General features: G+C 70.3%; 13 protein-coding genes and 1 pseudogene. 8 read left to right on the forward strand and 6 right to left on the reverse strand.

Translation table 11 applies throughout. The features are described 5' to 3' along the window. Window positions 1-191: 191 nt before the first annotated feature. Window positions 192-821 carry a hypothetical protein gene (locus ACH4E7_RS43920; RefSeq protein ID WP_396254831.1) on the reverse strand — a complete coding sequence of 210 codons (630 nt, stop codon included), beginning with the start codon at window positions 819-821 and terminating at the stop codon, window positions 192-194. A gap of 47 nt (window positions 822-868) precedes the next feature. Between ACH4E7_RS43920 and ACH4E7_RS43925 the strand changes: the two genes are divergently transcribed. Then, entirely contained in the window at window positions 869-1,084 is a 216-nt protein-coding gene (locus ACH4E7_RS43925; protein ID WP_396254832.1) for a hypothetical protein, read from the forward strand. Here the strand turns inward: ACH4E7_RS43925 and ACH4E7_RS43930 are convergent. After that, the gene (locus ACH4E7_RS43930) at window positions 1,044-2,633 is read right to left on the reverse strand and encodes a hypothetical protein (protein ID WP_396254833.1); all 1,590 of its coding nucleotides are present in this window, start codon (window positions 2,631-2,633) and stop codon (window positions 1,044-1,046) included. The genes ACH4E7_RS43925 and ACH4E7_RS43930 overlap by 41 nt on opposite strands. 1,059 nt (window positions 2,634-3,692) lie before the next feature. Between ACH4E7_RS43930 and ACH4E7_RS43935 the strand changes: the two genes are divergently transcribed. Next, window positions 3,693-5,228: a nucleobase:cation symporter-2 family protein gene (locus ACH4E7_RS43935; protein ID WP_396254834.1), complete on the forward strand. Its 1,536-nt coding sequence runs from the start codon at window positions 3,693-3,695 to the stop codon at window positions 5,226-5,228. A 409-nt stretch (window positions 5,229-5,637) separates the two neighbouring features. Here ACH4E7_RS43935 and ACH4E7_RS43940 read toward each other — a convergent pair. The 4 genes and pseudogenes from ACH4E7_RS43940 to ACH4E7_RS43955 all read right to left on the reverse strand — a co-directional run. After that, a pseudogene (locus tag ACH4E7_RS43940) lies at window positions 5,638-5,841 on the reverse strand (NUDIX hydrolase); the annotation flags it as partial. Continuing rightward, window positions 5,838-7,268, reverse strand: a complete 1,431-nt coding sequence (locus ACH4E7_RS43945) for an ATP-binding cassette domain-containing protein (RefSeq protein WP_396254835.1) — start codon at window positions 7,266-7,268, stop codon at window positions 5,838-5,840. The gene ACH4E7_RS43945 and the pseudogene ACH4E7_RS43940, both read right to left, overlap by 4 nt. 38 nt (window positions 7,269-7,306) lie before the next feature. Continuing rightward, on the reverse strand, window positions 7,307-7,702 hold the full coding sequence (locus ACH4E7_RS43950) for a hypothetical protein (protein ID WP_396254836.1): 396 nt from the start codon (window positions 7,700-7,702) through the stop codon (window positions 7,307-7,309). Window positions 7,703-8,000: 298 nt separating this feature from the next. After that, window positions 8,001-8,948: a phosphotransferase family protein gene (locus tag ACH4E7_RS43955; RefSeq protein WP_396254837.1), complete on the reverse strand. Its 948-nt coding sequence runs from the start codon at window positions 8,946-8,948 to the stop codon at window positions 8,001-8,003. A gap of 1,010 nt (window positions 8,949-9,958) precedes the next feature. On the opposite strand from ACH4E7_RS43955, the gene ACH4E7_RS43960 reads away from it, so the two are divergent. The 6 genes from ACH4E7_RS43960 to ACH4E7_RS43985 form a co-directional block, all read left to right on the forward strand. Further along, complete coding sequence (locus ACH4E7_RS43960) at window positions 9,959-10,711, forward strand: DUF72 domain-containing protein (RefSeq protein ID WP_396254838.1); 753 nt, start codon at window positions 9,959-9,961, stop codon at window positions 10,709-10,711. A gap of 10 nt (window positions 10,712-10,721) precedes the next feature. Further along, a complete protein-coding gene (locus tag ACH4E7_RS43965; protein WP_396254839.1) occupies window positions 10,722-11,006 on the forward strand; it encodes an acylphosphatase in 285 nt (94 codons plus the stop codon). 266 nt (window positions 11,007-11,272) lie between these two features. Next, window positions 11,273-11,464 carry a hypothetical protein gene (locus tag ACH4E7_RS43970; protein WP_396254840.1) on the forward strand — a complete coding sequence of 64 codons (192 nt, stop codon included), beginning with the start codon at window positions 11,273-11,275 and terminating at the stop codon, window positions 11,462-11,464. Between the two features lie 954 nt (window positions 11,465-12,418). Then, window positions 12,419-12,865: a universal stress protein gene (locus tag ACH4E7_RS43975; protein WP_396254841.1), complete on the forward strand. Its 447-nt coding sequence runs from the start codon at window positions 12,419-12,421 to the stop codon at window positions 12,863-12,865. Window positions 12,866-12,925: 60 nt separating this feature from the next. After that, complete coding sequence (locus tag ACH4E7_RS43980; protein ID WP_396254842.1) at window positions 12,926-13,600, forward strand: CBS domain-containing protein; 675 nt, start codon at window positions 12,926-12,928, stop codon at window positions 13,598-13,600. A gap of 182 nt (window positions 13,601-13,782) precedes the next feature. Beyond that, a partial coding sequence (locus tag ACH4E7_RS43985; RefSeq protein ID WP_396254843.1) for a hypothetical protein occupies window positions 13,783-14,049 on the forward strand: 267 nt, incomplete at its 3' end.

The following is a 14,049-nucleotide window of genomic DNA, read 5'->3' on the forward strand; positions in this document are numbered from 1 at the left end:
AGACCCGCACCCTCTACGACGAGGCCACCGCCTGGTCACACCACGCAACCCTCCCAGCCACAGCTTGACACCGCTACGGCATGGGATGTCTGACACCAGATGAGCGGGAAGAGACGGCGGCAACGGTCGGCTGCGGGCGGTCGCGAGTGAGTTTCGCTCCGGGACGCGGTCGCGTCGGGGACGACGATGCGTCAGAGGTATCCCAGTGCGCCGAACAGCGTGAGCGCGGCCGCGTCCACACCCAGGATCACGCCGACGGTGATCACCTTGCTGCGGAGGCGCTTCATGTCGTGGACCCGGAAGCCGACGACGAAGAAGGGAAGGTAGCCCAGCAGCCAGATGAGCCAGGGGCAGGCAGCCTGCCACCAGCTCCAGTCCCAAGTCAGCGCGCCTGCCTGGTGTAGGAGAAGCTCTACTGCGACGCAGAGCGCGGAGTTGACTCCCGCGAGCAGCCAGCGGTTGGGTATCCCCAGGATGCGCAGGGCGGGATCGCGCGGGAGCATCTTCGCGGCCGCGACTCCCATGATCGCGAACATGAAGCAGATCTCGATGTTCAGCCCGATCAGGATCTGATAGGCCGTCCGCCCGACGGCTCCCCATACGGGCGCGCGGCCGGTGAGGTGGAACACCAGCGAGTTCCAGATCTCGTTGAACCAGTCCATGCCCCAGAACGCCAGCCCGGCGAGGAGGACGTTCCAGTCCCGTCGCTGGATCTCCGATGCATAGACGTAGATCACCACAAGGAGCAGGGGGATCACGTACCACTGGAACTGGCTGGGATCACGCAGGTGTGTCAACGCCTCATGGGCATGCTCGGTCACTACCGCCCCCCTCTGCTACTGGTCAGTAGCGGAGTATGGCGGGTGCGGTGGTGTCCGTCCATACCCGCGCAGGCAACCCCACCCCCGAGGCCGCTGCCACCCGCGACTTCGAACGCGCAGTCTCCGAGCTGACCGCGGTCAACCCCCTCACCGGCACCACCGACTCGCCGACCACACTCACCCGGCCCGGCGTCCTGCGGCAGTGCCACTGCCAGGACGGCCTCAGCGAGCGTCGCTGGTGGTTCGCTGTTCGCTGGTGCTGACCGGCGCGGGTGCCTTGCCCGGCGGCATCGGCGGCGCCGCCACCATGACGTACGGGACGTAGGTCAGGTGCGAGCCGATGCGCAGTTCGCCGCTGGTACGGATCGACTGCGGCAGTCGGGCCCGCAGGGCGGTCGGTGAGTTGTCGGGAGCCGGGGCGGCGGCGCAGCTGCTGGCCAGCAGGCCGCAGAGGCCGGTGGCGGCCAGGGCCGCACGGCCGGCGGGGGTTCGGGGCATGGGTGCTGTCTCCGGAAGCGGGGAGAGGATGGGAGGAACCGCCCGGGACCTTGCGGGTCGGGCGGCTGGTGGAGATGCCGCGGCGGTGGGCGGGGAAGTCCCGCCCACCGCTGCGTGGTGGGGTCCGCCGCGGGCGAGCCTGTCGGCCTGGTGGATGAGGTCCTCGGCCTGCCGGGCGAGGTCGCGGGCGGTGGCCGGGGGAATGCGGCCGGTGCCGGAGGCGGCGTCGTCCAGGAGGATGCCGATCCGGCGGGCGAGCCGGTCGCGCTGGTCGCCGAGGGCGGCGAGCCGGGCGCCGGTGTCGCGGTAGGCGGTGTAGCCCGGGGTGTCGGAGGCAGTGGCGCGGGTGGCGCCGGACAGCGTGGCCGAGGCGAACTCTCCTACTCCGCCGTTGAGTTGCTTGTAGGCGGTGGCCAGTCGCCGGTTGTCGTCCTGGTCGGCAGCGTGCAGGCCCTTCGGGAGTGCGCAGGGGGTGAGGAACTCGGTCAGGGCGCGGCCGTCGTGGGCGTAGACGTCGTGCAGGCCGAGCAGGGCGAGCATGGTGGGGCGGATGTCGGTGTCGTGGGACCAGACCGTGCCGGTGGCGCCGAGGCGCTTGACACCGGGGCCGGCCAGGCCGAGCCAGGTGGTGTTGATGTCGGGCGCGAAGTCGCCGTGGTTCCACGCCTCCTCCGCGTTCAGGCCCACGCAGGGGGTCGCGCAGTTCGCGGCGCCGGCGACGGCGAGGTAGTTCGGGTCGAGGAAGTCGGTGAAGGTGGCGGTGCGCAGGGGGTCGCCGGTGACCATGTGGAGGATCTTCATCTCGGTGCGGTCGGCGAGTTGGTGGCTGCTCGGTTCGGTGGTGCCGGTGATCGGGTTGACCGCGGTCAGCTTGGAGACGGCGCGTTCGAATTCGCGGGTGGTGGCGGTGTCGGGGGCGGGGTCGCCGTCGAGGTAGAAGCTCGGGGCGGACTCGGACTTCAGCTGGAAGGGGGTGGTGAGGTGCTGCTGGGTGGCGAGCAGTCCGTGGACGTTGGCGGTGATCTCGCCGATCTGCCGGTAGCTGCACGGGGTGGTGACGCCGTCGCAGTCGGCCGGGCTGGGCTTGCCGCCCACGAAGTGGTCGTTCTCGTCGGAGGTGACGACGAAGAGGCTGTTGGCGGGGGTGATGCCGTCCTTGGCCAGGCGCTGGAAGAACCCGTCGAAGGCCTGGTCGTAGGCCTTGAGTTGGGCGACGTATCCGGCTTCGCCGGGGCCGAAGGCGCTGCCGCCGGGGTAGCGGTCGTGGGCGTCGGAGATGTAGCCGTAGGTGACCGGCACGCCGGCTTCCTGCATGGTGGCGAGGTAGCCGAGGGTGTTGGCGGCGGACGTCGAGTCGAAGCCGGGGAAGCCGGGGTTGCCGGCCTTGTCCGTCAGGCTTGTAGTACCGGTAGGAGTTGGACACCGGTTGCCCGTGGTTGCCGCCGTACAGGCCGGTCAGCTGGGTGAGGATGTCGTTGCCGGTGTGGGCGATCAGCGGGCTGTGGTGTGCGGTGTCGAGAGTGCCGTTGTGCTCCAGGAAGTCGAGCAGGTGGGGCATCTGCTCAAGGTCGGAGGGCACGTTCGGGTTGTCCCGGGTGAAGTGGACGTTGTCGACCCTCGCAAAGCGGCGCGGCCGGACAGGCGGTCGGGCCGGGAGAACCGTGCACGGGACGTCCGGACGGCGGCCGAGTCACGTGGCGCTGGGCTGTCGCAGGCGCTCCCGTAGCCGAGGTTGAGATGGGGCGCTGACGACCCTCGGCCAGGGCGCGCGGCTGGTCGGTGAGTCACCTGGGGCGGGCGGTCGCGATCGCCCCCCCGGGGGGGCGGCCACCACGTAGGCGTACGGCTTGTCGATCTCTCGTGGGGTGGGGTTCATCGGACCGTCCTCAATGGTTTCTGTACATGCGGAAATCGCATGCCGCACGGACGTGGAGCTCGGGGCTCGCCGGGGGTGAGTCGACAGAGTCCTTCGGGCGTCGACTGTTTGCGACAGTGCTCGTTGGCTGCGCCTTGTGCCCGGTGGGCGGGTGGGGTCGCGGCTCTCCGGAATCGCCTGCTCATGAGAGCAGTGGTTTGTTTCGGCGAGTTTGACTGATTGTCACAGCTGATGGAGCGGCTGTCAGGTGTGGTGGAAGGTACATCTCGACGTGGCCGTGTGGTCCGACCAAGTGGTGGATCGTACAGTGGCCCGGATCACTGGCTCGGCCTCTAAAGTCTCCACATCCGGATGTCGGCACCCGTGCACCAGGCGGGATCAACGCCCCCGGCGACATTCGTCTCCCTTCTTCATCCTGGCGCCGCTGCTGCCGCCGGGAGCTTCCCGTCGTCGCGCCTGACTCGGTGCGACGCTGTCCGCGTACAACGGAGGTTCCGATGCACTCGCAGAGCGAGTCAGAGAACGCCAACCCCGGCCCCGCGCGGGCCCATCCCGTCGACGAGGTGCCGCCCGTACCGCGGCTGGCGCTCCTCGGTCTCCAGCACGTCGTCATCATGTACGCAGGCGCTGTCGCCGTCCCGTTCATCGTGGGCAGCGCCCTCAAACTCGACCTGCGCACGATCGCGCTGCTGGTCAACGCGGACCTGCTGGTCGCCGGCATCGCGACGGTCATTCAGGCGGTGGGCGTCTCCCGCGTCCTCGGTGTCCGGCTGCCGGTGGTGGCCGGCGCCACCTTCACGGTGGTCAGTCCGATGATCACCATCGCTGCCGGGCACGGACTGCCCACGGTGTACGGCGCGATGCTCGTGTCCGGCGTGTTCGGTCTGCTCATCGCGAAACCGTTCGCCAAGATGATCAAGTTCTTCCCGCCGCTGGTGGCGGGCACGGTCATCATGATCATCGGGCTCTCGCTGATCGGCCCGGGGGCGGGCATGATCGCCGGGCACGACACCTCGGCCGACGGCTACGGGAAGCTGTCGCACCTCGCGCTCGGCTTGGGCGTGATCGCGCTGATCGTGCTGTTCAGCCGGCTGCTGCGCGGCTTCCTGGGTCAGCTCGCGCCGCTGCTGGCGCTGGTCTTGGGTGCGCTGGCCTCGATCCCGCTGCACCTGTTCGACCTGGGCGGGGTTCGCTCTGCGGGCTGGTTCGGCATCGCCTCGCCGTTCCACTTCGGTGCGCCCCGGTTCGATGTGGCGGCGATCGTCTCGATGTGCATCGTGATGCTGGTGACCTATGCCGAGTCCACTGCGGACATGCTCGCGGTGGCCGAGATGACCGGCAAGGAGCTGACTGACGCCGACATCGCGCGCGGCCTCGCCACCGACGGCCTGTCCGCCGTGCTCGGCGGCTGCATGAACTCCTTCCCCGACACCGCGTACGCGGAGAACGTCGGCCTGGTGCAGATGACGGGGGTGCGCAGCCGGTGGGTGGTGGCGGTGGCGGGCTGCTTCCTGCTGGTGATGGGCCTGGTACCCAAAGTCGGTGCGCTGGTCGCGGCCGTCCCCGAGCCGGTGGTCGGCGGGGCTGCCGTGGTGATGTTCGCGATGGTTACCGCGGTCGGAGTACAGACGTTGAGGAAGGTCGAGTTCAACGGCAACCACAACCTCCTGATCGTCGCGGTCTCGCTCGGTGTGGGCCTGCTGCCGGCCGTTGCCACCGACCCGCACGGCAACGAGGTGTTCTTCAAGGACTTCCCCGCGTGGGCGCAGACCGTCCTCGGCAGCCCGATCACTTTGACGGCGATCCTCGCGTTCACCCTCAACCTGCTCTTCAACCACCTCCGGCTGCCGGCCTTCGGTTCCTCGGCGACCTTGGCCGCCCAGCCTGCCGCCGGCCCGGAGACGGAGCCGCCGGTGACGGGTTGTTCCCCGTCCTGCGCGCGGCAGGTCGCATTGTCCTCTCATACGTACTTCTGGGAGTGCCCGTATCCAGGCGTCTCCGCGGCGCGCGGCGGACGGTGTGGCTGCCGATAGATCACCGGGTCTACTGGACAGCGCGTCGGTACGGTCCTGGGGCGAACGACTTCACCTGCGTCGCCGACACCGCTACGCGACCGTCCTGATCGACGCCGCGACAGGTGAGCGGATCGACGTGCTGCCAGGCCGAGTCTCGACTCCGCGCATCCTCCGCGGACCGCCACGGCGGGCCCGTGGGTCCCAGCCTTGCCGCGTGTCCATCGCGTACGGGCGGGTACCCGCCGTCGATCCAGACTTTCCGCAGACCGGGATGGCTTTCGGCGGCCTGGGCCTGGTCGAGCAGGCGGGAGCACGCTGGAGACACGGCCAGAGGGCAGGTCCGTCGGTGCCGCCAGTGCGCGAGCTGCCCGAGAGCGGCGGGAAGGAGGCGGGCGGTGCACGTGGTCATCAGGGCGATCTCGCCGAGTCTGCTCCACGTGGTGGCCGCGATGCCCGTCTCCTCCTTGAGCTCGCGCTGCGCGGCGTCGAGCGGGTCCTCGCCCGGGTCGAGGCTGCCGCCGGGCGGGGTGAGGACCTCGCCGTGGACGTAGCTGCGGTAGCGGACCATGGCGATCCGGCCCTGGTCGTCCAGGGCATCGTCGTCGGGCGGCCGACCCTGTCGGGCAATCACGTCCGGTCGGCGTCGGGGGTGCGGGGGTGGCGCTGTCCGGGCAGTGGGGTGTTGCCGTACTGGCGGGCCTGGAGCAGGTAGGCGGTGCGGTAGCTGCCGCTCCCGGGCCGGTCCGGGTCCGGCTTGTTGTCCATGAGCTGGTCGTGGGTGCCTTGTTCGACGAGCTCGCCGCCGTCGAGGACGTAGATCAGGTCGGCGGCGGCGCTGGCGGCCAAGCGGTGGGTGATCAGGACCACCGTCATGCCCTGTGCGGCCAGTGAGCGGATGCGGTCGAAGGCGGCGATCTCGGCGGCCGGGTCGAGCGCGGAGGTCGGCTCGTCGGCGATCACCAGGTGCGGGGGCCTCGCGCCGGGGCCGATGGTGGAGAACCTGAAGGCGGAGCGGGCGGTTCCGATCCTCTGCCACTGGCCGCCGGACAGCTCGACGCCTCCGGTGAAGCCCTTGGCCGCCATGGTGTCCCAGCCGTTCGGCTGCTCGCTCAGCAGGGGTTGGAGACCGGCGAAGTCGGCCGCGCCCTGGAGGGCCTGGCCGTCCTCGGCGTGTTCGGGGCGCCCGGCCGTGGTGTTGGCCCGGATGGTGAAGGGCCAGCGGACGAAGTCCTGGGCGAACAGGACGCAGGAGGCGAACAGCCGGCGGCGGTCGGCGGTGCGGGTGTCCACGTCGTCCCACAGGATCCGGCCCTCGTCGGGCTGGTAGAGGCCGACGAGGAGCTTGGCGAGGGTGCTCTTGCCGGCGCCGTTGACGCCGACCAGGGCCACGACCTTGCCGCGGGGGATCACCAGGGACACGCCGCTCAGGGACGGCGAGGTGCGGCCGGGGTAGGTGAACGTCACCTTCTCCAGGCGGATCTCGGCGGGCCGCTGCGGCAGGTCCGCACCCCCGGCGGGGATGGCCCGCTCGCCGGCGGCCGTACCGAGCCGCTCGAGGTCCCGCACGTACAGCGACTCCTCGAACATGCGGTTCACGCCGGTCAACAGGGTCCCGACGGTCGCCGCGCCGCTGCGGATGCCGACGATGACGGTGACCGCACCGGCCATCGGCAGCCGGTGGGCGAGCACGAGCCAGCCCAGGAGCGCGAAGGTGGCCAGCGAGGCGGCGCCGGACGCCGCGGAGGCGCCGGCCGAGGTCGCGGCCGCCGCCCCGGCCAGGCGCCGGCGCTCCCGCTCGGAGGTGCGCGCCATCTCCTCGTAGCACTCCAGCAGCCACCGGCCCACCCCGTGCACCCGCAACTCGGCCGCGTTCTGCGGGGCAGTGACCTGCTGACAGATCAAGTTGGAGGCGCGGGCGTGCTGAAGCCAGGCCATCACCGAGGCGTGCCGGCGCCGGGCGGTGCGCACCGCGCCCCAGGCCCGGGGCAGCGCGATCAGCACCAGCATCGGCAGCAGTGCCACGTTCAGCGACAGGATCACCCCGGCGGTCGCCGTCATGGTCAGCACGGCACCCAACACGGAAACGGCCTCGCTGATCAGGCGCCGGACCGAGTCCGCTCCGAACCGCGCACTCTCCAGGGTCCGCGCGAACTCCGCGTCCTCCAGGGCGGCGAGCTCGACCGAGTCGGCGTGCCGCAGCAGCGTCGGGTGGTGATCCGCTCGACCTGGGGCTCCAGGACCGCCGCCGCCCACGTGGAGGCCGACGACAGCCAGCTCGCCGCGCCGGTCGCCGCACCCGCGACCAGCAGCGGAACCAGCGCGCGGTGCAGACTCCGCGTGGCGCTACCGCCGGCCAGCAGCTCGGCCAGCACCCGGTTGGTCGCCACCAGCGCGACCGCGGCGAAGGCGGCGCGGCCGACCTCGGCGCACACCACGCCGACCAGGGCCCGCCGATCGGCCCGCCAGGCCAGGCGCCAGGCAAGGACCAGCATGGCCGGGATCTGCCGGGCGACGCGGCGCAGCGTGGCGTCAGCGGTGACGCTCTCGTGCTGGGTGAACCCGAAGTCATAGCCGAACCTGGCCCCGAACAGGCGGACCCCGGACGCCGCGGTCGGCGGCTGACTCGCCGACCGCGTGTACGAACCGGTACGGGATCCGGACCGGCAACCCTGCGCGTTCTGGCCGTCAACGGCAAGACCGCCCGCGACCCCCGTCGCCCACGCGTCACCTTCGGCATCACGTGATCGAACCGGACCGCTCGAACGCCGCCGCCCCGGTGCACCGGGCTGCCTAGCCCGCCAGCCGGGCGATGTCATCGGCGATACCACCCAAGGGCCCGACCGTGCCGATCGAACGGAACCAGTCCCACAACTCGACCGCGTGGTAAAGCCGGTAGAGTTCGAGCCGCTCGACGGCGTCGGCGGGAAGCGGCCCGTAGCCTTCGAACAGCGCGCTGCGTTCCGGCTCGCCGCGGCCGAGGGAGTAGTAGTCGGTCTTGGCCAGGTCGATCAGCGGGTCTGCGGCGATCGCGTTTTCGACGTCGATCACGCCGGTCACCTCCCAGCCGCCCGGACGCCGTGCGACGAGCACGTTGCCCTCATGCAGGTCGTTGTGGCAGAGCACGGCGGTCTCGCAGTTGTCGAACAGCGCCCCGTCACGCTCGACCCGCCGCGCGACCGCGTCGTGCAGCCGGCCGTCGCCGCCCAGCACCTTGAACTCCGTGAGCTTCTTGGCGAACTGGCGCCGCATGTAGCTCCCGTTGTCGAAGCGCGGATCGAGGATGCGGTCGGTCACATACCCGTAGGCCTCCTGGCCGATCTGATGAATCGTGGCCAAGGCGGCGCCCATCTCCCGGTAGAACGACCGGATTCGTGCCGGGTCCAGATCCTTCGACGCCTCAGACAACGGACGCCCCTCAAGCAGGCTCAGGACCGTGACGGCCCGGCCTCCAGGCCCTCCGCCCGGCGTGTGGTGCAGCACGCTCGGCACCGGCAGGGATCCAAGGCTCGCGAGCATCCGATAGACGCGAACCTCCTTTGCCTGCTTCCACGCCCACTCGGGCGCATACACCTTGAAGATCGCGCAGTGGGCAGGGTCGGCACAGCGCATCTCGTACACCGCGCTCAACTGGCCGCCCGTACGCGGCACCACTTCGATCACCTCGGCGTCGGGGAACACCTCCCGCAACAGCCCTTCGGCCCACACGGTCCCGGGAGGCGACTGATCCGGCTGCGACATGCGTAGACCATATGCACCGAGGTGCACCACGGCAATCGATTGTCACGCGCTCTCCGCCGACAGACCCGGGCCCGTCCCACCGCCTGAACCGGTCCTGGGGGAATCGCACGGCGCCACAGATACGGGGGCGGGACTCGGCGGCCCCGACGGGCGCCCCCGCCCCCGCTCGCCGCCTTCGGTATCACGTGATCAGGCCGGGAAGGTCGCTCGAACGACCCCGCTCTGGTAACCCGGCAGGTGCACGCGCGGGTCGGCCGCGGCCCGGACGCCCCTCATGGCGATTCGGCCGAGCTCGATCGCCTCAGTGGCAAACGCCTGGGGCACCCGTTACACCGCGACCGGCAAGACGATCTGGGCCGAACAGGCCGTGCAGCCTGCGGAATCCCCGTTTGAAGCCCAGATGTCGGTACCCGGCCTCTGCCCTGCCGCGTGGAACGTCCTGCCGTCAGTCCACCGCGACCCGCGCAAGCGGTTGATCGGGGCGCATCCCGATACGACCCGATACGACCGGGCCACAACGGTCTGCCGGGTTCTTGGGCTTTATGGCGAGTGTGGTGTCCGGCGGGCAAGAAGTCTCGCCGTTGGTGCTCCGCCGGACACGATCGGCGAGGTTCGGGTCGCTGCTGTCGTGTCAGACCCGTTCGAGCCACCACTTCTGGGCGTAGGTGCCGTTGGAGGTCCACTGCTGGACGTTCGCCCCGTCACGGGCGCAGGCGTCGGAGACGTCTCACTCGCCTCGCCGTGATGAGCGGGGCGTCGGAGCGATCCTCACCCGCAATACCGGTTTGCCGCACTACGGATGGACAGCACGCGGCAACCGCGCCGACCTCCACTGAGCCTGGATGGGCATAGAAGCTGTTGTGGTTCCGATCTGGAGCGCAGTGCGTTGAACGGAAGTCCTGATCGGGTGGTCGCCGGCCGTCGGGAGTTCTCCCCGTCCTGTGCCCGGACGCGACGGCTTGTGATCTTCATCAAGGGCCTGGTCCGGCAGATGGGTGTTTGCTGGAGATATGTCGGTGATCGTCGGTACCTCGGGTTGGCAGTACGACGACTGGCGCGGGGTGCTCTATCGGGAAGGGACACCCAAGCGACGCTGGCTGGAGGAGTATGCCGAGCGGTTCGCCACGGTGGAGAGCAATGCCGCCTTCTACCGTTTGCCCTCGCCGGACACCTTCGCCGACTGGCGCGCCCGTACCCCAGAGGGTTTCGTGTTCGCGGTGAAGGCCAGCCGCTACCTCACCCACATCAAGCGCCTGCACGAGCCGGCCGAGCCGGTCCAGCGGCTGCTTGCGGCGGCGCAGGGGCTCGGGGAGCGGCTCGGCCCGGTGCTGCTCCAGCTGCCGCCCACGCTGCACGCGGATGCCGAGCTGCTGGACGGCTGTCTGGCCGCCTTCCCGGCGGGCGTGCGGGTCGCCGTCGAGCCGCGGCATCCGTCCTGGTGGACGCCGGAGATCCGTGCGGTGCTGACCGGCCGGGCGGCCGCACTGTGCTGGGCGGACCGGGAGTCACGCCCGGTCACCCCGCTGTGGCGGACCTGCGAATGGGGTTATCTGCGCTGCCACGCCGGTCGGGCCCGGCCCTGGCCCCGGTACGGGCGGCAGGCGCTGGCCGGCTGGGTGGGCCGAATCGCCGACAGCTGGGCGGACTCGGCCGAGGTTTACGTGTACTTTAACAACGACCTGGGCGGTGCGGCGGTGCTCGACGCGAGGGCGTTCGCGGCCGCCGCCGCGCGGGCGGGCCGTACCGTGACCCGGACACCGTAGGGAGTGGGCGATGATCCGCAGCCGAGTGATCGTCTCCGGCGAGGTGCAGGGGGTCTTCTACCGCGACACCTGCCGTCACGAAGCAACCGCGCAGGGCGTGCGAGGCTGGGTGCGGAACCTGCCGGACGGCACCGTCGAGGCCGTGTTCGAGGGGAGCCCGGCCGCCGTCCAGCGGCTGGTCGAGTGGACCAGGCAGGGGCCGCCACTGGCCATCGTGGACCGGGTCCTGGTCTGGGAAGAACAACCCGAGGGCCTGACGGGCTTCGAGATCCGGGCAACGCCCTGGCACGGCTAGGAGCCCTCCGGAAGTTGGAGATCAATCGCTTCGGCGACGCGCCCGAGGCAAGCAGTCGTCGCACGGCGTTCGTGATCAGCGGCCACTCCGCCGACTGCGGATCGATGAGGTCGAAGTGCGCGCCTCGTTCGGGCACGCTCGGTGACCGGGTCAGATGACGACGGGCTTCTGCGTGCTCCGTATCACGCGGTGGCGGCGCGACCAAGTCACCCGCTCCACCGATATTTGGGCTCCGTCAAATCCGGTTGGTCACACAGGAGGAGCCCGTGCCTGACCAGTTCATGAGTGTCAAACAGGCTGCCGAGTACCTGAACATGTCCACGGCGGGGGTGTATCGGGATGCGCCTCGGGTGGGGCTTGTTCCTTACCGGTTCGGCAGTGGGAGGAACGCGAAGCTTCAGTTCAAGGTGTCGGAGGTGCAGGCGCGGGTGAGGCAGCAGCGGCTGTCTGGTGAGTGAGCCTGTGACGGTAGTGAGGGGTCTGTCGTGAGAGCAGGCCCCTCACTCGTTCACACCCCACGCTCATGCAGGTCTAGACCTTTAGGTCTAGACCTGCATGAGCGTGATGGTGCGGGCGGGTCAGCTTGGCGGGATGTTGACCGGTCGAGATCGGAGTGCCTGCGGCCTGGTCGTGGCGTGCAGTGCATCCTGATGTGGCGCGTGTTGGCCGCTGCTGAATTTGCAGGTCGGGCCACGGCCCTGGTGGTCCGGGCGTGTAGATTGGCTGCGAACTCACCTGGGATTGGCGATTGGTCATCCAAAGCGGTTTTGCAGGGACGCGGCCCCCATCGGACTACTGTGCGAGCTGGCCGCCACCCTGGCCCGGCTGCTCGGCCGCACGCAGAAGTAGTCTGCATCTTGCGGTGATTGGAACGGGGGGAGTGGCCGAGACTCGGGCTACCTGCTGACGGCCTCGTCCTGCTCTGGCGGCTGCGCTCACTGCGCACCCGCGACCGCTCGGGCGCGGGTTGGGGGAGGCGGAATTGGTGGCCTCGCGGGACGCCGCTGGCTACAGATCACGGCGTGGCTACCCGGGTCTGTGTTCCGGACTGTGCGCGAGGCGGCGTGGTGTCAGTGGCTCCGACTGTCTTGGCCCGCACATCTGTGTCGCGAGCGTTGAAGGTTCATCGGGGAGCTGGAGGGTAGCGCTGGGCTGAGGCAGGCGCACCGCCCCATCAGCCGTCCGTGGCGCCAGCTGTTCTCAGGGTCCTCGCTCTCGTGAAGAGCTCCAAGGCTCCGGCTGATCAAGAGGTGGCCCTGGGAACGGCTCGAACCACGGCACGCTACGGCGGCCGAGTCCCAAGCGGCAGGGGCCGGGCTGAAGGTCCCGGCCTTCGGGACCCGTTCGGTCCTTCGCAACTTCGCCGGCAGTGCCGATGGTTGAGACCAACGAGAACGCGAAGGAGAAGGCACGTGAGCGAGAAGACCGGACCGGAGCAGCGGATCGTGGTCGGTGTCGACGGATCGCCGGCATCGGTTGACGCACTCCGGTGGGCCGTCGGCCAGGCCCGCATGCAGGGCGCCGTGGTGGAGGCCCTGATCGCTTGGCAGCACCCGGTGGCCACCGGATGGACGGTGCCGATCGAGGCCTACGAGGACCTTCCGGGCATCGCGCGGAAGGTCCTCGACGACAGCGTCAGGGAGGTGACCGGTTCCGGTGCCCCGGCCGGGATCAGGACCCGGGTGCAGGAGGGCGGCGCCGCCGCGTGCCTGCTGGACGCGGCCGGCGGAGCCGAACTCCTGGTCGTCGGCAGCAGGGGCCACGGAGGCTTCACCGGAGCCCTGCTCGGCTCGGTAGGCCAGCACTGCGTCCAGCACGCGCCCTGCCCCGTCGTCGTGGTCCGCCACCGGAACGACTGACCCGCACACCCAGCACCCGACGCGCGGCCGTGCCGCCGATCGGAAAGGAGTGAACCGACCATGCGACACCGGATCGTGGGAGAACTGATGACCCCGGCCGTCGTGCACGTACAGCCCGACACCGGCTTCAAGGAGATCGTCCGGCTGCTCGCCGAGCACGACATCACCGCCGTGCCCGTCCTGGATCACGAGGACCGGCCGCTCGGCCTGGTCTCCGAAGCCGACCTGCTGCTCAACGAGGCCGCCCAGGAGGACCCCGCCGGACTGCTGCTCACCCCGGACCTGCCGCCCCGCGAGCGCGCCCGCAGCCGGGCGACCACCGCCGTGGGCCTCATGACCGCCCCGGCCGTGTGCGCGCGCCCGGAGTGGACGGTCGTCGAAGCGGCCCGCCTGATACAGAGTAAGCGCGTCAAGCGCCTGCCCGTCGTCGACGAGGCCGGCCGCCTGGTGGGCATCGTCAGCCGCAGCGACCTGCTCCGCGTGTTCCTGCGCCGCGACGCGGCGATCCGCGAGGAGATCCGCGCGGAGGTCCTGCGCCGCGTCCTGGGCATCGCCCCGGACATCGTGGACGTCCGGGTGCAGGACGGCCGCGTGACCCTCACCGGCGCGCTCGGCCACGGCGGCCAGGCGGCGATGGTCGAGCGCCTGTGCCGCGGCGTGGACGGCGTCGTCGACGTCACCAGCCACCTCGGCCACCACACGGATGCCACCCGCGCCCTGCACCCGGCCGGCTGACCCACCGCCGCACCCACCCGCCGGCATCCGGCACCGGCCGCCGTCGAGGACTTCGACGGCGGCCGACCGGTGTCGTTCGCACCCGGAGACGGACCATTTTCCTGAGCCGCCCTCCAAGTAGCACCGGCCGGTAGCGGTCGGCCCCGCGCTTCCTGCTCGTCCTCGGGACCATCGGTCTCAACATGGCCACCTACGCCACCGACCCGCGCCTCGGCCTCGCCTCACCAGCCTGCTCGCGCTCGCCGCTGACCGCGCAGCTGGCCGAAGAGGCGGGCGTTCTCGATCGCGACACCGGCGGCCCCGGCGAGAGCGTTCACCACGGCCTCGTCGTCGGCGTCGAACGGCTCGGAGCCGGCGGTCGCCGAGCAGGTGGCGCAGCCCGAAGGCCGTCTCCAGTCCGGCGAATCCGCCGCCGGCCACGAGGACGTGCGGTTTCGAGTTCATCGCAA

Source organism: Kitasatospora sp. NPDC018058 (genome assembly GCF_044327205.1).
Taxonomy (GTDB): Bacteria; Actinomycetota; Actinomycetes; order Streptomycetales; family Streptomycetaceae; genus Kitasatospora.

Bases quoted from the DNA above. Each gene is read 5' to 3' on its own strand.
- ACH4E7_RS43955 (WP_396254837.1), bottom strand. From the start codon at position 8,948: ATGTCGCAGCCGGATCAGTCGCCTCCCGGGACCGTGTGGGCCGAAGGG.
- ACH4E7_RS43935 (WP_396254834.1), top strand. From the start codon at position 3,693: ATGCACTCGCAGAGCGAGTCAGAGAACGCCAACCCCGGCCCCGCGCGG.
- ACH4E7_RS43965 (WP_396254839.1), top strand. From the start codon at position 10,722: ATGATCCGCAGCCGAGTGATCGTCTCCGGCGAGGTGCAGGGGGTCTTC.
- ACH4E7_RS43980 (WP_396254842.1), top strand. From the start codon at position 12,926: ATGCGACACCGGATCGTGGGAGAACTGATGACCCCGGCCGTCGTGCAC.
- ACH4E7_RS43945 (WP_396254835.1), bottom strand. From the start codon at position 7,268: ATGACGGCGACCGCCGGGGTGATCCTGTCGCTGAACGTGGCACTGCTG.
- ACH4E7_RS43960 (WP_396254838.1), top strand. From the start codon at position 9,959: ATGTCGGTGATCGTCGGTACCTCGGGTTGGCAGTACGACGACTGGCGC.
- ACH4E7_RS43930 (WP_396254833.1), bottom strand. From the start codon at position 2,633: ATGCAGGAAGCCGGCGTGCCGGTCACCTACGGCTACATCTCCGACGCC.
- ACH4E7_RS43950 (WP_396254836.1), bottom strand. From the start codon at position 7,702: ATGCTGGTCCTTGCCTGGCGCCTGGCCTGGCGGGCCGATCGGCGGGCC.